The organism is Allobosea sp. (genome assembly GCF_051860145.1).
In the GTDB taxonomy this organism is placed as follows: domain Bacteria; phylum Pseudomonadota; class Alphaproteobacteria; order Rhizobiales; family Beijerinckiaceae; genus Allobosea.
Genome location: NZ_JBHYEM010000003.1, coordinates 303,685 through 325,208 on the forward strand (window position 1 = coordinate 303,685; position 21,524 = coordinate 325,208).

Below are 21,524 nucleotides of genomic sequence, written 5' to 3' on the forward strand. Positions count from 1 at the left end.
GGGATTCCCTTGTCGGACAGGTTCGGGAGGCGGCCGGTTCAGGCCTCGACGGTGAGCTGCCAAAACATCGGGAAGCTCGACTGGATGAGGTTTTTGACCCGCGAGCGATATCCGGCCGGGCGGCAGAATTGCCCCCACATCACCGACGGCGTGTCCTTGTAGGCCTCGACCTGGATCTCGGCGGCGAGCCGCTTGCGCGCGGCAGCGTCGGGCGCCTTGGCGAAAGCGACGAGCTTGTCACGCATCGCCGGGCTGCAACTCCAGCCGGCATAATCGGCGCAGTTATTGCCGATGTAGAAATGGGTCAGGGGCGAGACCATGTCGATGCCGTTGGCATAGACCGGGAAGATGCTCCAGCCGTCCTTCTTGGCGCGCCGGGCCAGCACCGTTCCCCAGTCCATCACCTGTTCGTCGACCGTGAAGCCGGCCTTGCGCATGTGATCGGCAAGGACGCTCCCGGCCGTCTGCGAGATCGAGCCGGCAACCGTGAGGAAAATGACCGGCTCGCCGTTGTAGCCGGTCTTCTTGAGCGCCTCGCGCGCCTCGTTCACGGCGAGCTTGGCAACGCCCGCGCCCTCGCTCGTGCTGAGCGGCGCGTCGCACATGAAGAAGGAGGAGCAGCTCTTTGCCGCATAACGATCGGGGATCCCGATCGCCTGCAGGACCTCGGCCTGGTCCACCAGTTTCCACAACACGGCGCGCACGGCCGGGTCGGCGAGCGGGCCCGTCGCATGGTTGAGGCGGAAATTGCCCTGGAACATGTCGACACCGGTCAGCGCCATGACGCTGAGGCCCTTCGTGCCCTCCAGCTTTCCGAGCCAGTCGAATGGCAGGTACTGCATGTAGTCGATCTCGCCGGCGATCAGCGCGGAGGCCGATGTCGCGTCATCCGACATGGCCCTGATCACGATCTGGTCGACATTGACGACCTTGCCGCCGGACAGGAAATCGGGCTTCTCGGAGCGCGGCTTGTAGCCGTCGAAGCGCTCCAGCACCATGCGATCGCCCGCGCGCCAGGCGTCGGCGCGGAACTTGAACGGGCCGGAGCCGACGATCTCCGTGATGCGCTGATCGCCCTGCGGCAGGATCCGCTCCGGCATCATCGCCGGCACCGGCGCGTTCGGCTTGCCCAGCACGTCGAGCATCAGCGGAAAAGGCTCTTTCAGCGCGATCCTGAAGCTGCGGTCGTCGATCGGCTCGATCGCCGTCGCATTGGCCAGCAGCATCTTGCCGAGGGTGTCGCTGCGGGCCCAGCGCTTGAGCGAGGCGGTGCAGTCGGAGGCCTTGACGGGTGCGCCGTCATGCCAGAGCAGGCCGTCACGCAGCTTGAACTGCCAGGAGAGACCGTCGGGCGCGGTTTCAAAGCTCTCCACCATTTGCGGGTGGATCATGCCCTTCGTGTCCATCGCGAAAAGCGTGTCGAACACCTGATAGGCGAAGGTGCGGGTGATCGCCGCCGTCGTGACGTGCGGATCGACGATCACGACCTCGGATTCGAGCACCACCGTCAGCGGCATGCCGGCGGAGCGCGCGGCCTGCGGCACGGCCAGGCTTGCCAGCGCGGCGGCGCCGCCTTGCAGCAGAGAACGTTTGCTGATCTCGGACAATGACATAGGGCATCCTCTTCGGTCGTCTCAAGGTCGGCATCGGGAGGAACAAAACTATATGATATATCCAAATTCCGCCTGTCAATAGAAGCGCCGGGCCGCTCCTGCCCGGACCGCCATGAGGGCAGGTTTTGCGCCAGCGTCCACCTGTCGCGGGACTTCAAGGCGAGTTTCGGAGAGCCGCCGCTCGCTCTTCGGCAAATGCCTAGGTCAGACCAGGTCTGCCGCTAGGAGCCGTCTCCCGGCCCATGCAGCCCGAGCAGCCAATCATGGTCCCGCTTCAGCGTCTCGCGCTGGAAGCGGACGCCGAAGGCCTGCTCGAAGGCCGGCCCCCGGATGATCTCGGGCGCAGCGCCGTCCGCCGCGACCCGGCCGTCGCCGAGCAGGACGATCCGATCGCAGAACCGGGCCGCCAGATCGAGATCATGCATCACGACGATGACGACGGCGTCGCGCGCCAGCGTCCGCAGCCGCCTGACGAGATCGAGCCTGTGCCGGATGTCGAGGCTGGCGCCGGGCTCGTCCGCCAGGATGATCGAGGGCTTCGTCGCCACGATCGCGGCCAGCATCGCGCGCGCCCGCTCGCCGCCGGAAAGCTGGTTCCAGCGCCGCTGCGCCAGGGCCTCCAGCCCGTGCTCGGCCATGAGTTCACGAAGCGGCGCAGCGCGCACCGGAGCGCGCGCCGCGCCGAGCGCGACGATCTCCTGCACCGAATAGCTCCAGGCCGGCTCCAGATGCTGCGGGAGATAGCCGCTGGCCGCCCCGCGCTCGGCCGCGCTCCAGAGCGCGAGGTCGCGGCCGTTCCACACGACCGAGCCGCGGTCCGGCCGGCGATAGCCCGCCAACGCCCGCAGCAGGGTCGACTTGCCCGCGCCGTTCGGACCGATCAGCCCGGTCAGCGCGCCGGGCGTGAAGTCGAGCGAGACGTCGCGCAGCAGCGCCTGGCCGTTGGCCGAGACGCCGAGCCCATTACAGGAAATCGCGCTCATGACCGTAGCCTCCTCGCGAGCAAGACGAGGAAGAACGGCCCGCCGGCCAGCGCCGTGATCAGCCCCAGCGGAATCTCCGCCGGCGGCAGCGCTGCGCGCGCGATGCCATCGCAAAGCGTGACGATGACGGCGCCGATCCCGGCGCTGAGCGGCAGCAACGCGCCATGGCGCGGCCCCGCCCACCAGCGCGCGACATGCGGCGCGATCAGCCCGACAAAGGCGACGAGCCCGCCCCAGGCGACGGCGGCGGCGACGATCGCCGCGCCGACCAGAACGGCGCGGCGCATGAAGCGCGGCGGGTCGAGCCCGAAGGCATGGGCCTGCTCGTCGCCGAGGCCGAGCAGGTCGAGGCCCGATGCGAGCCTCGCCGCGCCGGCCAGCGCAAGCAGCGTCAGGGCGAGCAGCAACGCCAGCCCGGCCCAGCTCGGCGTCTGGATGCCGCCCAGCGTCCAGCTCAACACGACCTGGAGATTGATCGCGTCGTCGGACAAGGCGAGCATCAGGAAGGAGCGCAACGCCCCCAGCATCGCGGCAACGGCGACGCCGGCGAGCAGCAGCCCCGCCGCGTCGGGGCGGCCATGGAACCCCGCCACGGCGAGCACGATCCAGGTCGCCCCCCAGGCGCCGAGGAAGGACAGGACGGCGAGCAACGGCCCGCCGGGCAACCCGAGCGGGACCAGCAGCGCGACGGTCGCGCCGATCGCCGCGCCGCCGGAGCTGCCGAGCAGATAGGGCTCGGCCAGCGGGTTGCGGAAGACGCCCTGGAAGATCGCGCCGCCGAGCCCGAGCAGGGCGCCGACCAGCGCCGCGGCGAGCACGCGCGGCACCCGCCAGACCAGCAACAACTGGCTGCCGAGCGAGGGATCGCCCGACAGCGCCTGCAGGAGCTGGCCTGGCGAGGCCCAGTCATGGCCGGCCATGGCCGCGAACAGCAATGCGAGCAGGATCGCGCCGACGAGAATGAACGCCCGGCTCATCGGGCGGCGACCGGTTGGGCGCGCAACAGGGAAGCGAGCTTCTCGATACCGGCGACCGTTCGCGGTCCCGGAATCAGGAACTCGGCGCGCGAGACCAGATGCACATGCCCACTACGGATGGCGCGCAGCAGGCCCCAGCCCGGCTGCGCGATCAACGCGTCGAGCTCGTCCTGCCGGCTGGCGAAGAGCAGCACGTCCGGATCGGCCGCGATGATCGCCTCGGGCGAGACCTGCGGCACCACCGTGCGCTCCAGCGCGTGGCGGCCGCCGGCCTTGAGCATCGCATCGCCGGTATAGGTGTCGGCGCGCGCGACCAGCACCAGACCATTCCCGAGGCGGCCGGTGATCATCAGGACGCGAGGCGCCGGGCCGGGCGGGTGTCGGGCCTCGACCTCGGCAAGCCGCGCCTCCAGACCGCGCGCAACCTCCTCTCCCCTCGCCTCCAGGCCCGCGGCCCGGCCGACGAGCCGGATATTGCTCATCACCTCGGCGACACTGCGGCTCAGCAGCACCATGACCGGAATGCCGAGCCGGCTCATCGGCTCGATGAGCTGGTGCATGGCCTGGCGCGCCGGCGTGACGATGACGAGATCGGGCCGTTGCGCGACGATGGCGTCGACCGAGAAGCCGAGCCTACCGCCGACGAGCGGCTTGCCCGCGACCTCCGGCGGGAAGCGCGTATAGGCCTCGACGCCGACGATGCGCTCGCTCAGCCCGAGCGCCGCCACGAGCTCGGTGTTCGAGGCGAAGATCGGCACGATCCGTTGTGGCGGCTGGGCGATCACGACCTCGCGGCCGACGGCATCGACCAGCCTGATCGGCTCGGCCGAAGCGGCTCCGCTCGCGAAGACTGGCAGGAGAGCCAACCAAGGCCACCAAGATAGGCTCAGCCTGTTCCGATATCTTAGAGGCATGTATCGCGTCCTCATCCTGAGGAGCCATTCCATCAGGAATGGCGTCTCGAAGGATGCTTCAGGAGGCTCCGGAATCATCTGGAGCATCCTTCGAGACGCGCCTTTGGCGCTCCTCAGGATGAGGGCTTTGATAATCAAGGGCGTGCTCAGAACCGCGCCTGCAGGCCGGCCTGGACCTCGAGCCCCGGCATCGACGTGCCGGTGCCGCCATTGGCGAAGCGCGAGTCGAGCTTGTAGGGCTTCTTGTCGAGGCCGATGAAGATCGGGTGCTCGTTCTTGTTGAACAGGTTGTTGACCAGCGCGAACAGCTTCACGCCCTTGCTGATCTCGACCTCGCCGCGCACGTTCCAGATCCAGAACGGATTCTTGCGGTGGATGAACTCGCGGAACGGCTCGGCGCCGGCCACGAGGTTCTCCTCGGTATTGTACCACATCGGCCCGCGCAGGATGCCCTGAACCTGGATCGACCAGTCATATTGCCCGCCGCTCTGGCCGAAGCGGGTGCCGATCGCCGCCTGGTACCGATACATCCGCTCGACCTTGCGGGTATTGGCTGTGGCAGCCGCGCCCTTGTCCTCCATATCGAAATGATAGGCGCCATTGGCGAAGACCGACCAGCGCCAGCGGGTATCCCCATAGCGCGCCAGCTTCATGAGATCGGCATCGAATTGCAGCTCGACGCCGCGCACCACCACGTCGCCGGAATTATTGGCGTAGTCGGAGGTATTGGCGACGCCGGGACGCAGCCTCGTCACGATGCGGTCGGAGATCACGTTCTGGAAGATCGCCGCATCGACGCGCCAGCCATCGCCGGCAAAGGTCCCGCCCGCCTCGATCTGCTCGCTGGTCTCGGGCTTGAGCGAGGGGTTGCCGAAGATGCGCCCGCCGCCCAGCGTGTTGAAATCGGCGGCGAGCTCGGTCGCCGTCGGCGCGCGGAAGCCGGTCGCGTAGCCGGCGCGGAAGGTCAGCGCGTCGGTCGCCTTGAAGGTCGCCCCGGTCGACCAGGTCGTCGCCTGGTAATCCACGTCGCGCGGGCGCTGCCCGGCGAGGTTCGGCGTCCATTCGAAGCTCGTGGTGCCGAAGGTGCGCCGCACGCCGCCGCGCAGCACCAGCCGGTCGTCGAAGAGCTTCTGCGCATCCTCGACATAGATGGCGTTGACGGTCTCCGACTGGTTGTTGTCCTGCGGCGAGACCGGCGCCAGCGGGTTGCCCGGCACGCCGACGCGGTCGCGGGTCGAGCGCAGCCGGCTCGTCTCCCAATCCCAGCCGGCGAGGATGTCGTTGCCTTGCCAGAGCGTCGCCCCCGGCTGGAAGCGCGTGCCGAAGATGTCGAGCTGGCGGCGGTTATAGTCGGCCGCGGTGCCGGGCGCCGGTAGGCCGGTGCCGCCGCGGATCACCGGCGAGGCCCAGCGGAAACTGTCGACATCCTGCACGGCGTACCCCTGCAGCATCCAGCGGAACCGCCCCTCCGGGAGCTGGCCGCGATAGGTCATGTCGAAGGAGTTGTTGTAGCGGTCCTCCTGGCTGATCGTGTTGGCGCCGGAGCCGCGGAAGCCGACATCGTAGATACCGTCCGTGCGCAAGGTCACCTCGATCCGGTGGTCGGGATTGATCTGCAGCCCGAGCGCGCCGGTCAGCCCGAAGCGCTTCCAGCCCGTATTGGCCATGACCTGGCCGCCGCGGCCGGAATGATAGTCGTCGCGCGTGCCGCCCGAGATGCCGGCATAATAGTCGATGCTGTCATAGAGCCCGCCGGTCTGGGCCTTGCCCTGCAGCAGGCCCCAGGAGCCGCCGGCGGCCTCGATCATGGTGCCAGGCGCTGTCCGGCCCGTCTTCAGGATGATGTTGATCACGCCGCCGATATTCTGGCTGCCATAGATCACCGAGGACGGCCCGCGCACCACCTCGATCCGCTCGACATCGGCGGCCGAGAGCTTGGACAGGTTCGCCGTGCCGGCGCGTCGCCCGTTGACGAGCACCAGGATCTGGCTGCGGAAATCCTTGCCCTGGCCGTCGCTGGCGCCGCCGCGGATGTTGATCGAGGTCTGGCCCGGCGTCCATTCGCTGAAGAAGCCGACGGCATTCTCGGCCAGGAGGTCGGTGATCGACTTGGCCGAGGAGCGCTCGATCTTTTCATGGTCGATGACCTGCACCGTTCCCGGGATCTGGCTGCGCGGTTCGGCCCGGCCGGTGGCGGTGACGACCAGCTCGTCGAGCTGGATCTCGGCTTGCGCAGCGGCAGGCGCCGCCAGGGTCAAGGGGGAGAGGCAGGTCGCGGCCTGGAGCAGGCGCCTGCGGAGAATGGGCATGGTCATGACAGGGTCCAGACGAGGATGGCCGAGCGGCGATGGCAGGAGAGACGCAGGCCCGCCGCGGTCGGCACGGCCTGCTTGAGGAGATGGGCGAAGAGGTCCGGGCGGCGCGGATCGTCCTCCGGCCAACCCAGCCGGTCAGCCTGGAAGGCCGCGAAGCCCTTGAGGTCGCGCGTGACGAGCGAGAACGTCCAGTCGGTCGCCTCGACATGGTCCGGTTGATCCGGCCCAAGGCGCGGCAGCACGAGGTCGATCCCCGGCGTCTCGTCCTCGCCATGCCATTCGCGCGGCAGGCAAGCGGCGAGGATCAGGCCGCGCGGCGCCTTCTGCGCGGGCACGACCCAGACGACCCGGCGGCGCGCCCATTGCCGGCAGCGCGCGAGGAAGCGAGCCGGATCGGTGAGATAGGCCGGCATCGTTGCTGCAAGCACGGTCTCGGCCGGCTCGCAGGTCAGCTCCGGTGCGTCCCAGCCTAGCGGGATGACCTGGGGCGCGCCGGGCAGCGCCCGCAATCGCGCGGTCATCACGGGCGCCGGTTCGACCGCGACCCAGCGCTGGCCGGCCGCGACCAGCGACGCGCCGAGTTGGCCGCCGCCGGCACCCACATCGATCAGGCTACCGATATCCGGCACGAGACGATGGATGATCGGCGAGACCCGGGTGACATAGTCGGAACTGTCGATCGCCGACGCATAGAGCGCGAGCGGATCGAGCGCGCCGGACGATGGGACGACGCCATGCGCCGCCCGCCCCGCTGGCGGGTGAAAAGAGGAAACCGTGTTCATGACGGCGCTTATTTATGATATGTTATAACGTTGCAAGATGCTTTTCGGCAGCATCGCTGCCCGGCCCGTCGCCGGCATGCGTATCCGGCGGCCGCTGGCTCGCGATTGAACTTGGTCTGCATCGTTTAGCCCCTCGCTAAAACCGCAGAGGAGGCTAGTTGCGTGACGCGAACGCAGATGGCCTGCCGCAGGGGCTGCCCGAGCGTCGGCGACCCGCCGGACACCCCGCCCGCGCGACATCATCATTCCGTCGCGGCAGGTCTCCTGGCTCGCGGGTCGTCGCTCTCGTCCGTCTTCCCAGAGCCTTGAGGCTCCAGTGACATAGGCTGGACGTCAGAACTCGCCGCTTACAGTTGCGGGGGCAGCGCCGGTATCGCACCGGCTTCCCTCTTAGCTCTCGAACCGGGGGTTCGAGAGACCGTGACCGCCCAATCTAGGACGACGCGGCCATCTGCTGTCAACCGGCTTGTTGCCGTTCGGGAATGTTATGCAGCGGCCGTTGCCGGTCCGCACCAGCAGGCTGCGTGGCCATGGCGAAAACGGCATCCTCGGATATACCCGGTGGCTCTGCTTGTGACCGGAGGCCCAGATCGCCGATGACTGCCCGCGCCCGCTCCTTCGGCCTCGTCTGCGGCACGCTGCCGCCCGGTTCGCTCAACGCGATCACCGATGTTCCCGGCCTGCGCGTCGGCCACCGCACGATCCGGGAGGGCGCGATCCGGACCGGCTTCACCGCGATCCTGCCGCATGACGGCGACATGTTCCGCGAGAAGCTGCGCGCCGGCGTCGAGGTCATTAACGGCTTCGGCAAGAGCGCAGGCCTGGTGCAGGTGGCGGAGCTCGGCCAGATCGAGACCCCGCTCCTGCTCGGCAACACGCTTTCGGTCGGGACCGGCTTCAATGCGCTGGTTACCCGGGCTCTTGCGGCAAACCCGGATATCGGCCGCGAGACCGGCACCGTCAATCCGGTCGTGCTCGAGTGCAATGACGGCTGGCTCTCCGACATCCGCGCCCGGGCGCCGACCGAGGCCGACGCCTTCGCCGCGCTCGATGCAGCTGCGACCGGTCCGGTCGAGGAAGGCGCGGTCGGCGCCGGCACCGGCATGAGCGCCTTCGGCTTCAAGGGCGGCATCGGCACCGCGTCGCGGCTGCTCGCGCTCGACGGGCACTCCTACACGCTCGGCGTGCTGGTCCTCGCCAATTTCGGCCAGGCGGCCGACCTCGTCCTGCCCGACGGCCGCCGCCCCGTCCCGCCCGAGGTGCCGGCCCCGCCGCCGCCCGAGCGCGGCTCGGTCATCATCGTGCTCGCGACCGACATCCCGATGGAGAGCCGGCAACTGACCCGCGTCGCGCGGCGCTGCGGCGCCGGCCTGGCACGGCTCGGCGCCTTCTGGGGCCATGGCAGCGGCGACATCGCGCTCGCCTTCACAACCGCCGGCCGCATCGCGCATCACGAGACGGCCGATCTCGTGCCGCTCACCGCGCTGAACGAGAGCCGCATCGACCTGCCCTTCCGCGCCGCGGCGGAGGCGACGCAGGAGGCCGTGCTCAACGCGATGCTCGCCGCTCCCGACACGACAGGCCGCGACGGCCATCGGCGGCCGGCGCTGGCCGATATGCTGGCCGCCTCCCGCTCCTGAGGTGGATCACCCCGGCAGCACCTCCGCCTGCGCGGGCTCGCGCACGGCCTGAACCGTCAGGCGCTTCACGTCGCCGCCGCGCGTCGTCCAGTTGATCGACTGGCCGACCGACAGCCCGATCAGGGCCGTGCCGACCGGCGTCAGGATCGAGATCCTGCCTTGCGCGATATCGGCATCCTGCGGATAGACTAGGGTCACGGTGGTTTCGCGGCCCGTCGTCTCGTCGCGGAACAGCACCTCGCTGCCCATGCGCACGGTGTCGGCAAGATGACGGCCCTTCGCCAGCACGCGGGCGCGGGCGAGTTCGTCCGCGAGCTCCGCCGCAACCTCGGGGAACGTATCGGTCGCCGCGGTCGCGAGCTGCGTCAGGCGCTCGTGATCGACCGCGGTCAAGGTGATGCGGGGCTTTGCCCCGCCTGAAAGCCGGCTGGCCATGTCAAAGATTCCATTTCTGCCCAAAGGCGCAGCGATGCCGCGGCGGGAGGCCCGCGCCCGGCCAGGGCTGCATGTTTTCGGTTCTCAAGGATGGTTTGCGCGGAAATCTCCGCAGCGGCGCCGGGTTCCGGTCGATGCCGGAAGCCCGCGCTCCCCGAATTCGAGGCGCGCGGCGCGACGAATCCGGGGCTAGTGGCCCGCGATCAGGTTACCTGCCCGGTGCAGGCCGCGACGGAAATGCGAGAAACACGACATCATGGCTCAAAGCTGGGGTGCGCCGCCGGGATTGTCAAATCCGCGCGGCCCGCTCAGGCCGCCTCGGCCAGGAAACGCTCCGCGTAATGACAGGCGACGAGCCGCTGGTCGAGCGGCCGGGCCAGCGGGCGCTCGCTGCGGCAGCGCTCGGTCACATAGGGGCAGCGCGTCGAGAACACGCAGCCCTTCGGCGGATCGAGCGGCGACGGCAGCTCTCCGCGCAGCACGATGCGCTGGCGCTTGCCGGCCGCCACGCTCGGCGTCGAGGCCAGCAGGGCCTGGGTATAGGGATGCAGCGGTCGGGCGAAGATCGCCTTTTTCGGGCCGTGCTCGATGGCATGGCCGAGATACATCACCATGACGTCATGGGCGATGTGACGGACGACGCCGAGATCGTGCGAGATGAAGAGATAGGCGAGTTGCAGCTCGTCCTGCAGATCGGCCAGGAGATTGAGGACCTGGGCCTGGATCGAGACGTCCAGCGCCGACACGGGCTCGTCCGCGACGAGCAGCTTCGGCGACAGGATGAGCGCGCGGGCGATCGCGATGCGCTGGCGCTGGCCGCCGGAGAACATGTGCGGATAGCGGCCGTAATGCTCGGGCCGCAGCCCGACCCGGGCCATCATTCCGCGCGCCCGCTCGATACGCTCCGCCTTGGTCAGCGAGGTGTTGATCACCAGCGGCTCTTCCAGGATCGCACCGATCTTCTTGCGCGGATTGAGCGAGCCATAGGGGTTCTGGAAGACGAGCTGCACCGTGCGGCGCAGGCGCTTCGCCTCCCCCGCTGGCGGGTTGACCGCGTCGAGACCGTCGAGCGTCAGCGTGCCCGAGGCCGGTTTCTCGATCAGCGTCGCCATGCGCGCGAGCGTCGACTTGCCGCAGCCGGATTCGCCGACGACGGCGAGCGTCCGGCCGGCCTCGACGCTGAAGGAGACGCCGGTCACGGCCTGCAGATGCGCCGGCGCCCGCATGAAGCCGCGATTGACCGCATAGATCTGCGTCAGCTCGCGTGCCGCGACGACGGGGCCGCTCACGATGCCGCCCCCACCGTCGCCGGCTGGCCGCCATCGGCCGCGATGGCGCGTTCGCGCTCGGGATCGCCAAGCGGATAATGGCAGCGGACCTGTCCGCCCTGCCAGGGCCGCAGCTCGGGGCGCACGCGCCGCGAATGCTCGGTGGCGTAGGCGCAGCGCGGGCTGAACAGGCAGCCCTGCGGCCGATCATGCGGGCCCGGCACCATGCCCGGGATCGTCGCGAGGCGGTGGTCGCCCTCGCTGCGTTCGGGCAGCGCCGCCAGGAGCGCGGCCGAATAGGGATGCTGCGGCGCCGCGAAGAGCGAGGCGACCTCGCGCTCCTCCATCACCTGCCCGGCATACATCACCATGATGCGCTGCGCCGTCTCGGCGACGACGCCCATGTTGTGTGTGATCAGGACGAGCGCCATGCCGCGCTCCTTCTGCAGCGACATCAGGAGATCGAGGATCTGGGCCTGGATCGTCACGTCGAGCGCCGTCGTCGGCTCGTCGGCGATGAGCAGGCGCGGATTGCAGGCGATCGCCATGGCGATCATCACGCGCTGGTTCATGCCGCCCGACATCTGGTGCGGAAAGGCCTTGAGCCGGCTCTCGGGCGCCGGGATCCCGACCTGCTCGAGCAATTCGATGCTGCGCCGCCGCGCCGCCTTGCTGTCCATGCCCTCATGCGCCTTCAGGGTCTCGGCGAGTTGGAAGCCGATGGTGAAGCAGGGATTGAGGCTGGTGCTCGGCTCCTGGAAGATCATCGCGACATCCTTGCCGGTGAGCTTGCGGCGCTCGCGGTCGGAGATCGAGAGCAGGTCGCGCCCGGCGAAGGCGAGCCGTTCGGCCTTGATCCGGCCCGGATAGGCGACGAGCCCCATCAGCGCGAGCATGGTGACGCTCTTGCCGGAACCGGATTCGCCGACGACCCCGAGGATCTCGCCCTCGTCCAGCGACAGGCTGACCCCATCGACGGCGCGCATCAGGCCCGAGGAGGTCGGAAATTCGACGCTGAGATTCTTGACTTCGAGCAGCGGCATGGTCAGCGCTTCAGTTTGGGGTCGAGGGCATCGCGCAGGCCGTCGCCGAGCAGGTTGAAGGCCAGCACGGTGATCAGGATCGCCAGACCGGGCAGGGTCACGACCCACCAGGCGCGCAACACGAATTCGCGCGCATCGGCGAGCATCGTGCCCCATTCCGGCGTCGGCGGCTGCGCGCCGAGCCCAAGAAACCCGAGCGCCGCGGCGTCGAGGATCGCGGTCGAGACGCCGAGCGTCGCCTGCACGATCAGGGGCGCGGCGCAGTTCGGCAGCACCTCCTTGAACATCAGGCGCAAGGTGCCGGCGCCGCTGACCCGGGCCGCGACGACATAGTCCTTCGCTGTCTCGCCGATCACCGCCGCGCGGGTGATGCGGACATAATGCGGCAGCACGACGATCGCGACGGCCAGCATCGCGTTCATCAGGCCGGGTCCGAGGATCGCGACGATGACGATCGCGAGCAGCAGGCTTGGCAGCGTCAGGACGATGTCCATTAGCCGCATGATGACGATCTCGGTGATGCCCTTGTAGAAGCCGGCGACCAGCCCGAGCACGATGCCCAGAGCCATCGCCAGCGCCACCACGGCGATGCCGATGACGAGCGACAGGCGCGCGCCATAGAGCAGGCGCGACAGGATATCGCGGCCGATCGCATCGGTTCCGAGCGGATAGGTCCAGGACCCGCCCTCCTGCCAGAAGGGCGGCCTGAGGAAGGCCTCGTTATTGGTGAGATAGGGCGAATGCGGCGCGATGAGATCGGCGAACACGGCCATCAGAAGCACCGCGACGATCACGAAAAGTCCCGCGACTGCGCCGCGATTGGCGCTGAAATAGCTCCAGAACTCGCGCAGCGGATGCGGTGGCGTGCCGGTCGGCACGGATACGGCCGGAGCTTCGAGCGTTTCGGCGGTCATGGGCTGGTGACCTGCGGTGAGACGGGGCGTGCCATGATCGCGATCTCCTTCAGCGCGCGTGCCGGATGCGCGGGTTGATCAGGCCGTAGAGCAGATCGACCAGCAGGTTGGCGCTCATCACGACCATGCCGAGCAGGAGCGTGCCGCCCTGCAGGACCGGATAGTCGCGCCGGCTGATCGCCTCGATCAGCCATTTGCCGACGCCCGGCCAGGAGAAGATCGTCTCGGTCAGGATGGCGCCGGTGAACAGCACGCCGACCTGCAGGCCGATCACCGTCACCACCGGGATCAGGGCGTTGCGCAGGGCATGGAGCGCGATGACGCGCAGCGGCGCCATGCCCTTGGCGCGCGCGGTGCGGATATAATCCTCGCCGAGCACCTCGAGCATGGCCGAGCGCGTCATTCGCGCGATCACCGCGAGCGGGACCGTGCCGAGCACGATCGCCGGCAGCACGAGATGCGACAAAGCCGATTTGAAGGCATCGAAATCGCCGGCCAGCAGGCTGTCGATGGTCAGGAAGCCGGTCACCGGCTCGATATAATATTGCACAGCGATCCGGCCCGAGACCGGCGTGATGCCGAGCTGCACGGAGAACAGCAGGATCAGCAGCAGGCCCCACCAGAAGATCGGCATCGAATAGCCGGTCAGCGAGATGCCCATCACGCCGTGGTCGAAGATCGAGTTGCGCTTCACCGCGGCGAGGATGCCCGCCGGCAGCCCGATCGCCAGCGCCAGGAAGATGGCGCAGAGCGCGAGCTCGATCGTCGCCGGGAAGAGGGTCGAGAATTCCGAGATCACGCTTTCGCGCGTGACGATCGACTTGCCGAGATCGCCGTGCAGGACGCGGTCGATATAGATGCCGTATTGGACGAGGAGCGGCTTGTCCAAGCCGAATTCCTTGCGCAGCACCTCGTGGCGCGCCGGGTCGATGCCGCGCTCGCCGGCCATGGTCTCGATCGGGTCGCCCGGCACGAGGCGGATCAGGAAGAAGGCGAGCAGCGTGATGCCGATGAAGGTCGGGATCACGAGGCTGACGCGGGTCAGGATGAAACGCAGCATGGGAGAGCCAGTCTTGTCAGTGCAGCCGGCGGCCTGCTCCCAGGCCGCGAGCGGATTGTCTCGTCCTGCTATTGCAGCGTCGAACTGTAGCCCAATGCGAACACCATGAAACGCTGCAAGTCGAGGATGTCGTCGGCGATGTAGCGGATGGTGAAGGCATCGAGGCGCTCGATGCCTTTCAGCATCGCGAGATATTCGACCGGTTGCCGGTAGAGGAAGCTGAGCTCCAGCGTGATCGGTCCCGCGATGCGGTAAGGCGAGATGCCGGCGCGGCGGGCGATGGCGCGCTTCACGCCCTCGGCGATGAGGTCATAGGAGGCTTCGGGCGTCAGCGTGCGCGCCGAGAGCCGGCTATGCGCCCATTTCACCGTCACCGCCTCGATCTCGGGCATGAGCGCGGTGGTCTCCGTGATGCAGACATCGTCGCCGCTGATCAGCAGCACCGGCGTGTCGAAATGCCCGGCGATGGCGGCGTTGATCAGCGCCTCGGGCGCCGAGACGCCGTTGACGCGGACCTCGCGCAAGGAGGCGCTGCGGAAGGTATGGGCGAGGATGCCGTCCGGATTGGTGGCGCCGGCATGGTAGCCGATGAACAGCGCGCCGGCATAATCGCCGAACTCGACGCCCTGCATCATCGAAAGCGGACGCGGCCAGGAGCGCACGACCTGAACGGCCCTGGGCAGTCGGTCGAGCAGCAGGTTCTGCGCATTGCCATGGCTGTCGCTGATCACGACCTCGCTCGCGCCGCTCTCGAAGGCAGCATTGGCGGCGGCCGCGACGCTGTCGGTCATCCAGAGGCGCGCCGATTGGTATTCGAAACCCTCGGGGCGCGTGTGCTCGCGCGTCACGACCCCGGCAATGCCCTCGATGTCGGCGGAAATGTAGATGCGCAAGGCGGTTCGACCCTCTTGACGGAAAGCGAGCCGGCGGGACCCTGAGTCCCGCCGCACGGAGATCACTTCGTCAGCGAGACGCCGACGAAGGGCTGGCCGCCGAAGAAATGGATCTTGTAGTCCTTGACGTTCTTGGTGACGGGCGTGAAGGCCTGCGCATTGGCGAAGAACAGGCCGGCGACGTCATCCTGCCAGATCTCCTGCATGCGCCGGAACATCTTGGTGCGCTCGGCCTGGTCGGTGATCGTGTTGGCCTTGGTCAGCAGGTCGGAGAACTCCTTGTTGCACCAGCGCGCGCGATTGGCGCCGGATTTGACGCCGTCGCAATGCCAGCCCGAGAGCAGGATCTGGCTCGGGTCGGGATAGTCCCAAGTGTAGCCGAACATGCCGACCTCATGGTCGCCGGCGCGGCCGCGCTTGAGATACTCGCCCCATTCATAGCTCTGGATCTCGGCCTGGACGCCGATCCTGGCCCAGTCGGCCTGGATCATCTCGGCGGCGCGGCGGCCGTTCGGCATATAGGCGCGCACGACCGGGATCGCCCAGAGCGTGGTCTTGAAGCCGTCGGGCAGGCCCGCTTCCTTGAGCAGCGCCTTGGCCTTCTCCGGATCGTAGGGCCGCGGCTTCAAGTCCTCGTCATGCGACCAGAGCGAGGGCGGGATGATCGCCGCGGCCTGCTTGCCGGTGCCCTGATAGACCGCCTCGACGATCGCCGGGATGTTGGTCGCGTAGACCAGTGCCTCGCGCACGCGCTTGTCGTCGAAGGGCTTCTTCTGCTGGTTGAAGGCGAGGAAGCTCTGGTCGGCGATGCTGCCCGAGAGCAGGGTCAGGTTCGGATCGGCCCGCATCGCCGGCAGGTCGCCGGGATTGGGATAGCGCGCAATCTGGCATTCGCCCGACTTGACCTTGGCATAGCGCACCGAGGCGTCAGGCGTGATCACGAAGATCAGGTCGTTGACCAGCGCCATGCGGTCGCGATTGCCGACGGTCTTGGTCCAATGGTCGGGCACGGCGCGGAAGCGGATCGTCGCATCCTTCTGATAGGCGAGCAGCGAGAACGGGCCGGTGCCGATCGGCGCCAGGTTCACCTGTTCGGCGGTCTTCGCCTTCATCATCGCATCGGCATATTCGGCCGAGAGGATCGACATCGGCTCGACCGAGAGCGCGCTCAGCAGAGGCGCATAGGGCCGCGACAGCACGAGGCGCACGGTCTGGTCGTCGACCTTCTCGATCGCCTTCAGGCTCGGCCGGACGATCTCGTTGAAGAACTGATAATTGCTGCCGCCGACCTTATGGTAGGGATGGTTCTCGTCGAACATGCGCTGGAACGAGAACACCACGTCGTCGGCGTTGAAGGCGCGCGTCGGCGTGAAGGCCTTGCTGGCGTGCCATGTCACGCCCGTGCGCAGCTTGAACGTATAGGCCAGCCCGTCATCGGAGATGGTCCAGGATTCGGCCAGGCTGGGGATGATCTGCGAGCCACCGCGCTCGGTCGCGACCAGGCGATCATAGATCTGGGCCGCCACGTCGAAGGCCGTGTTCTGGCCGGTGAATTGCGGGTTCAGGAAATCCGGGCTCGCCTCGGAACAGACGACCAGCGTCTGGGCCTGAACGGCGCCGACCTGCAGCCCCAGTGCGACGGCTGCCGCCGCTACCAGTTGTCGAATCGTCATCGCGCTCTCCGATCGGGAATGGGCGCGGCTTTCCCGCCGCGCCCTGAGGATCGATGCATCAGGCAGGCCAAGGCCTCCGTCGATATCGACGCCTCAGTTGATGTCGACACCGTAGAAGGTATGCCGGCTGAAGGGCGAGAGCTTGAAGTCCTTCACCTCCTTGCGGACCGGCTTCAGCTGGACCGCATGCGCGATGGTGAACCAGGGCGACTGCTCCTTGAAGATCACCTGGGCCTGGCGGTAGAGCTCGGTGCGCTGGGCCGTGTCCGTGATTGTCTTGGCCTTCTGGACCAGCTCCTCGAACGGCTGGTAGCAGAACTTCGCGACGTTGCCGCCGTTGTTCTTGGAGGCATCGCAGCCGAGCAGCGTGTGCAGGAAGTTGTCCGGGTCGCCATTGTCGCCCGTCCAGCCGAACATCCCGGTCTGATGCTCGCCCGCCTGAAGGCGCTTGCGGTACTCGCCCCATTCGAAGGTCTTGATCTCGGCCTTGATGCCGACCTTGGCGAGATCGGCCTGCATCAATTCGGCGATGCGCTTGGCATTGGGGTTGTAGGGTCGCTGCACCGGCATGGCCCAGAGGTCGATCTCGAAGCCGCTCGGGTAGCCCGCCTCGGCAAGCGCCTTCTTCGCGGCTTCCGGATCGTAGGGGTCGTCCTTAACGGTCTCGTTATAGGACCACATCGAGGGCGGGATCGGGTTGATCGCCGCGATGCCGCTCGACAGATAGACCGCGTCGATGATCGCCTGCTTGTTGATCGCCATGTTGACGGCGTGGCGCACCTTGACGTTGTCGAACGGCTTCTTGGTGGTGTTGTAGGCCAGGTAGCCGATATTCAGGCCCGGCTGCTCGAGGATCTGGACATTGGCGTCCTTCTTGATCGCGTCGAGATCGGCCGGGTTCGGATAGGGCATGACGTGGCATTCGCCCTTCTGCAGCTTGGCCCAGCGCACCGAGGCGTCGGGCGTGATGGCGAAGATCAGGTCGTCGATCTTGGCCTTGCCGGCCCAGTAGTCCGGGAAGGCCTTGTAACGGATGATCGCGTCCTTCTGGTATTGCACCAGGGAGAAGGGACCGGTGCCGATCGGGTCCTGGTCGATCTTTTCCGGCGTGCCGGCCTTCAGCATCGCGTCGGCATATTCCTTCGACTGGACGCTGGCATATTGCATGGCCAGGTCGGACAGGAAGGGTGCCTCGGGCTGATTGAGCGTGATCTTGACGGTGTGGTCGTCGACCTTCTCGACCGATTTCAGCAGCTTGGGCATGCCCATGTCGTTGAAATAGGAATGGTTCGAGCTGGTCACCTTGTAATAGGGGTTATCTTCCTTCCACTGCCGCTCGATCATGAAGAGGAAATCGTCGGCATTGAAGTCGCGCGTCGGCTTGAAGGCGCGGGTATTGTGCCATTTCACGCCCTTGCGCAGGTTGAAGGTATAGACCAGCCCATCCTCCGAGACCGCCCATGACTCCGCCAGGCTGGGGAGGACCTTGGTGCCCCCGCGCTCGAATTGGACGACGGTGTCGTAGATCTGGGTGTTGGCGTCGAACGACGTGCCCGTCGTGTTGATGCTCGGCGCGAAGTTCTCGGGACTGCCTTCCGAGCAATAGATCAGGGTCTTGGCCGATAGCGGCGCCGCCGCCATGAGGGCGGCCGCCGACAAGGCCGACAGCAAGAAAACCTTCTTCATGAGCGTTCTCCCTTATGTCCGGCCTTGGCTCGCCAACGCCTGATTGGGCGCACCTTACACCGCCGAAGGCCGGTCCCGCACCTGCCCGTTCCTGAGACATTCGGCCAACGGGACGCATGGTGGCGCAGGGTCGCCGAATGCCGGCGCATCGGGCGCGAGACCCGTCGACCTGTCATGCGACGGCCAACCGACCGCCGCGGGCAAAGCGCTTCATGACGAGGCACCGCAACGAGCTCAACAACCGGCCGCGTCCGATTCGAACGTGAGTGCTTCGGAACAATTTTAAGAGACGAAAGTTCTCCACAATGCGGCCGGAGAGAATTCGCCATGCGCGATTCGCAGTGCCCAACTACAAAATCTAGATTATAAACACCGGTCGACTCGAAAGGTGCTGAGGAATTCCCAACGATAACCTTACGTTACAGAGCCGAAAATAAAAAGTAAAGCTTTACGTTTTGGACACAGTATGAAACCCCGAACGATTATTAATCACCTCCCCGAGATTTATTTTCTTCATATTCCCAAGACAGCTGGCACGAGTTTCCGCCTTTGGTTGCACCGTCTCTTCGATGTCGACGATCTTCTGCCGATCGATCACCTGAATGAACTGGAAGAGCTCGAGCTCAAAAGTCTAAAGCGAAAGCGCTTTGCATCAGGTCATTTCGGCTGGCGGCTGATGGAGCTTTCGAAAACGGCCCGCGCCTCGTTCGACCCCGTCACCATACTGCGCGAACCTGTCGATCACGTCCTTTCGGGCCTCCGCTATACGACGGACATTGCGGAAGACGATATCGCGAAGCTTGGCGAGGGCGCGGATCGTCATCGCGAGATGGGCGAGCTGATTCTGGCGAGTTTCCACGACGCCTCGCTGTCCCCGGAGGAGGCGACGGCCAAGCTCGGGGCCGAGGCGGCGGAGATCGAAGGTCAGTTCAGTAACATCACGCTGCGCTTTATCGCGCTGTCGGGCACGGAAGACACCAGCGCGCCGCCGACTGGCGAACGCGAGCTTGCTCTCGCCCAGGCGCGCCTGGATGCGATGCGCTTCTTCGGCCTTGTCGAGGACTGGGGCGGAACCGCGATCCTGTTTGCCGATGCCTATGGCCTGCCGCTGCGGGCCATGGACTATCGCCATAATCCGACTCCGGGCCGGAAGCCCAAGGTTCCGAAGGCCTTTCTTGACGGGGTCCGAAAAACGCACAGCCTCGATCTGAAACTCTACGACTATGCCCGCTCCCTTTTTAACGAGCGGCTGGCGGCGGCGCGGCAAAAATTCGGTCTCGCACCGGATGCGGGGTTCGAAGAATTCCGCGAACCGCTGCTTCAGCAGTTCCTGCATACGGACAGGGGGTTGCCCCTCATGTCCAAGGCAACGGTCCCCTTGTCGGCGGGCATCATCGAGAACGGCTTCGACCGTCGCTTTCCCGACCAGGCCGGGCGCTGGCGCTTGTGGTCAGACCCGGCGCTGGAGAGCTCGCTCTACCTTCCGCTCGACCGGAGCCAGCCGCTCGTGCTTCGCTTCCAGGGCGACGTCTTCCTCAGCAACCCGATCCGCGACGAATTGCGGGTCGAGGTGGACGGGTCTGATGTTGCGATCGAAAAACGCTATGTGAAGGCCGGCGATGGATACCGGGTCCGGATCGATGTGCCGGTTCCGGCCGACCCCGATGCAGGGCAATACAGCGCGATCACCTTCATCGTTCCAGAGCTCGTCCCACAGCATGACGAGGCGCTCGCCCCCGCGACGGCCTTCGCGCTGGGCGGCAGCATCAAGATCGCACCCGCCCCGGTCAAAGCAGTCGCCCCTCCCCCGGAACCGCCTCGCGCCCTGTCCGACGCGACCATACCGATATCGCCCGGCATTCGGCAGGACGGTTTCGCGCGCTGCTATCCCGCCGAAGCCGGGCGCTGGCACATATGGTCGGGGCCGGCGCTGGAGAGCTCGCTCTACCTTCCCCTCGATCGGAGTCAGCCGCTCCTGCTCAGCTTCCAGGGCGACGTCTTCCTCAGCGACGCGATCCGCGACGAATTGCGGATCGAGGTCGACGGTTCGGCTATGCCGATCACGCGGAGTTATGTGACGGCCGGCGACAGTTACCTGGTCCAGATGGACGTGCTCGTTCCGGCCGATCCCGAGGCTGGGCAGGACAGCAAGGTCACCTTCATCGTCCCCGAAACCGTCGCGCAGGATGACGAGGCACTCGCCCCTGCGACCGCCTTTGCGCTCGGCGGCAGTATCAAGATCGCGCCTGCGCCAGCCGAAGCAAGCATCCCGGAGCCGCCCCAACCTCTGTCCGACGCGACCGTGCCGATATCGCCGGAGATTCGGCAGGACGGCTTCGCGCAATGCTATCCCGCCGGGGACGGGAACTGGCGCTTGTGGTCAGGTCCGGCGCTGGAGGCCTCGCTCTACCTTCCCCTCGACCGAAGCCAACCCCTCCGGCTCAGCTTCCAGGGCGACGTCTTCCTCAGCGACGCGATCCGCGACGAATTGCGGATCGAGATCGACGGTTCGGACCTGCCGATCGAACGGAGCTATGTGAAGGCCGGCGACGGATACCGGGTCCAGCTGGATGTGCTGGTTCCGGCTGACCCCGAGGCCGGGCAGGACAGCAAGATCACCTTCATCGTTCCCGAAACCGTCGCGCAGGATGACGAGGCACTCGCCCCTGCGACCGCCTTTGCGCTCGGCGGCAGCATCAAGATCGCGCCTGCGCCGGTCAAGGAAATCATCGCTCCCCCGGAGCCGGTCGAGGCGGAGGCACCACAACCTCTGTCCGAGGCGACGGTGCTCATCTCGCCGGAGATTCGGCAGGACGGCTTCGCGCGCTGCTATCCCCATGAGGACGGGCACTGGCGCTTGTGGTCCGGGCCGACGCTGGAGAGCTCCCTCCACCTTCCCCTCGACCGAAGCCAGCCTCTCGCCCTTCGCTTCCGGGGCGACGTCTTCCTCAGCGACGCGATCCGCGACGAATTGCGGATCGAGGTCGACGGTTCGGATCTGCCGATCGAGCGGAGTTATGTGAAGGCCGGCGACAGTTACCTGGTCCAGATGGATGTGCTCGTTCCGGCCGATCCCGAGGCCGGGCAGTACAGCACGATCACTTTCATCGTTCCCGAAACCGTCGCGCAAGATGACGAGGCGCTCGCTCCGGCAACCGCTTTCGCCCTCGGCGGCGCCATTCAGGTGTCGCGCTCAGCCGAGGATCAGGTGCCAGGCGACGACCTGCGCCGCGACGAGCAGGACGAGCGCGATCCGAGCGATGGCGTCCGTCAGGCGCGGGTCGATGCCGAGCCGGAATAGCCGCAGCAGCAGCGCATTGCTGCCCGT

General features: G+C 66.9%; 15 protein-coding genes, 1 pseudogene and 1 riboswitch. Of the genes and pseudogenes, 2 read left to right on the forward strand and 14 right to left on the reverse strand.

Going from position 1 to position 21,524, the window contains the following annotated elements:
* Window positions 1-38 precede the first annotated feature (38 nt).
* The 6 genes and pseudogenes from ACTIF2_RS07130 to ACTIF2_RS07155 all read right to left on the reverse strand — a co-directional run bounded on the left by ACTIF2_RS07130 (window position 39) and on the right by ACTIF2_RS07155 (window position 7,584).
* On the reverse strand, window positions 39-1,613 hold the full coding sequence (locus ACTIF2_RS07130) for an ABC transporter substrate-binding protein (protein WP_439496346.1): 1,575 nt from the start codon (window positions 1,611-1,613) through the stop codon (window positions 39-41).
* 221 nt (window positions 1,614-1,834) lie between these two features.
* Window positions 1,835-2,530 (reverse strand): annotated as a pseudogene (locus ACTIF2_RS07135) (ABC transporter ATP-binding protein); the annotation flags it as partial.
* A gap of 62 nt (window positions 2,531-2,592) precedes the next feature.
* Window positions 2,593-3,573: a FecCD family ABC transporter permease gene (locus ACTIF2_RS07140; protein ID WP_439496347.1), complete on the reverse strand. Its 981-nt coding sequence runs from the start codon at window positions 3,571-3,573 to the stop codon at window positions 2,593-2,595.
* Window positions 3,570-4,439: an ABC transporter substrate-binding protein gene (locus ACTIF2_RS07145; RefSeq protein WP_439496348.1), complete on the reverse strand. Its 870-nt coding sequence runs from the start codon at window positions 4,437-4,439 to the stop codon at window positions 3,570-3,572. The genes ACTIF2_RS07140 and ACTIF2_RS07145 overlap by 4 nt, the downstream gene beginning before the upstream one ends.
* A 194-nt stretch (window positions 4,440-4,633) precedes the next feature.
* The gene (locus ACTIF2_RS07150) at window positions 4,634-6,802 is read right to left on the reverse strand and encodes a TonB-dependent receptor (RefSeq protein ID WP_439496349.1); all 2,169 of its coding nucleotides are present in this window, start codon (window positions 6,800-6,802) and stop codon (window positions 4,634-4,636) included.
* Window positions 6,799-7,584, reverse strand: coding sequence for a class I SAM-dependent methyltransferase (locus ACTIF2_RS07155; RefSeq protein WP_439496350.1), 786 nt, complete (start codon window positions 7,582-7,584; stop codon window positions 6,799-6,801). Before ACTIF2_RS07155 ends, ACTIF2_RS07150 begins: the two co-directional genes overlap by 4 nt.
* A gap of 237 nt (window positions 7,585-7,821) precedes the next feature.
* A riboswitch (cobalamin riboswitch) is annotated at window positions 7,822-8,022 on the reverse strand.
* 158 nt (window positions 8,023-8,180) lie between these two features.
* On the opposite strand from ACTIF2_RS07155, the gene ACTIF2_RS07160 reads away from it, so the two are divergent.
* On the forward strand, window positions 8,181-9,224 hold the full coding sequence (locus tag ACTIF2_RS07160) for a DmpA family aminopeptidase (protein ID WP_439496351.1): 1,044 nt from the start codon (window positions 8,181-8,183) through the stop codon (window positions 9,222-9,224).
* A gap of 6 nt (window positions 9,225-9,230) precedes the next feature.
* Here ACTIF2_RS07160 and rnk read toward each other — a convergent pair whose 3' ends face one another.
* The 8 genes from rnk to ACTIF2_RS07200 form a co-directional block, all read right to left on the reverse strand.
* Window positions 9,231-9,659: a nucleoside diphosphate kinase regulator gene (gene rnk / locus ACTIF2_RS07165; protein WP_439496352.1), complete on the reverse strand. Its 429-nt coding sequence runs from the start codon at window positions 9,657-9,659 to the stop codon at window positions 9,231-9,233.
* Window positions 9,660-9,967: 308 nt separating this feature from the next.
* The gene (locus tag ACTIF2_RS07170) at window positions 9,968-10,948 is read right to left on the reverse strand and encodes a peptide ABC transporter ATP-binding protein (protein WP_439496353.1); all 981 of its coding nucleotides are present in this window, start codon (window positions 10,946-10,948) and stop codon (window positions 9,968-9,970) included.
* A complete protein-coding gene (locus ACTIF2_RS07175; protein ID WP_439496354.1) occupies window positions 10,945-11,970 on the reverse strand; it encodes an ABC transporter ATP-binding protein in 1,026 nt (341 codons plus the stop codon). Before ACTIF2_RS07175 ends, ACTIF2_RS07170 begins: the two co-directional genes overlap by 4 nt.
* Before the next feature lie 2 nt (window positions 11,971-11,972).
* The gene (locus tag ACTIF2_RS07180) at window positions 11,973-12,884 is read right to left on the reverse strand and encodes an ABC transporter permease subunit (protein ID WP_439496355.1); all 912 of its coding nucleotides are present in this window, start codon (window positions 12,882-12,884) and stop codon (window positions 11,973-11,975) included.
* Between the two features lie 49 nt (window positions 12,885-12,933).
* A complete protein-coding gene (locus ACTIF2_RS07185; RefSeq protein ID WP_439496356.1) occupies window positions 12,934-13,944 on the reverse strand; it encodes an ABC transporter permease subunit in 1,011 nt (336 codons plus the stop codon).
* Window positions 13,945-14,012: 68 nt separating this feature from the next.
* On the reverse strand, window positions 14,013-14,837 hold the full coding sequence (locus ACTIF2_RS07190; protein WP_439496357.1) for a M55 family metallopeptidase: 825 nt from the start codon (window positions 14,835-14,837) through the stop codon (window positions 14,013-14,015).
* A 62-nt stretch (window positions 14,838-14,899) separates the two neighbouring features.
* A complete protein-coding gene (locus ACTIF2_RS07195) occupies window positions 14,900-16,510 on the reverse strand; it encodes an ABC transporter substrate-binding protein (protein ID WP_439496358.1) in 1,611 nt (536 codons plus the stop codon).
* A gap of 93 nt (window positions 16,511-16,603) precedes the next feature.
* A complete protein-coding gene (locus ACTIF2_RS07200; protein WP_439496359.1) occupies window positions 16,604-18,196 on the reverse strand; it encodes an ABC transporter substrate-binding protein in 1,593 nt (530 codons plus the stop codon).
* A 466-nt stretch (window positions 18,197-18,662) separates the two neighbouring features.
* Here ACTIF2_RS07200 and ACTIF2_RS07205 point away from each other — a divergent pair, with 466 nt between their 5' ends.
* On the forward strand, window positions 18,663-21,497 hold the full coding sequence (locus ACTIF2_RS07205) for a hypothetical protein (protein ID WP_439496360.1): 2,835 nt from the start codon (window positions 18,663-18,665) through the stop codon (window positions 21,495-21,497).
* The last annotated feature ends 27 nt before the right edge of the window (window positions 21,498-21,524 follow it).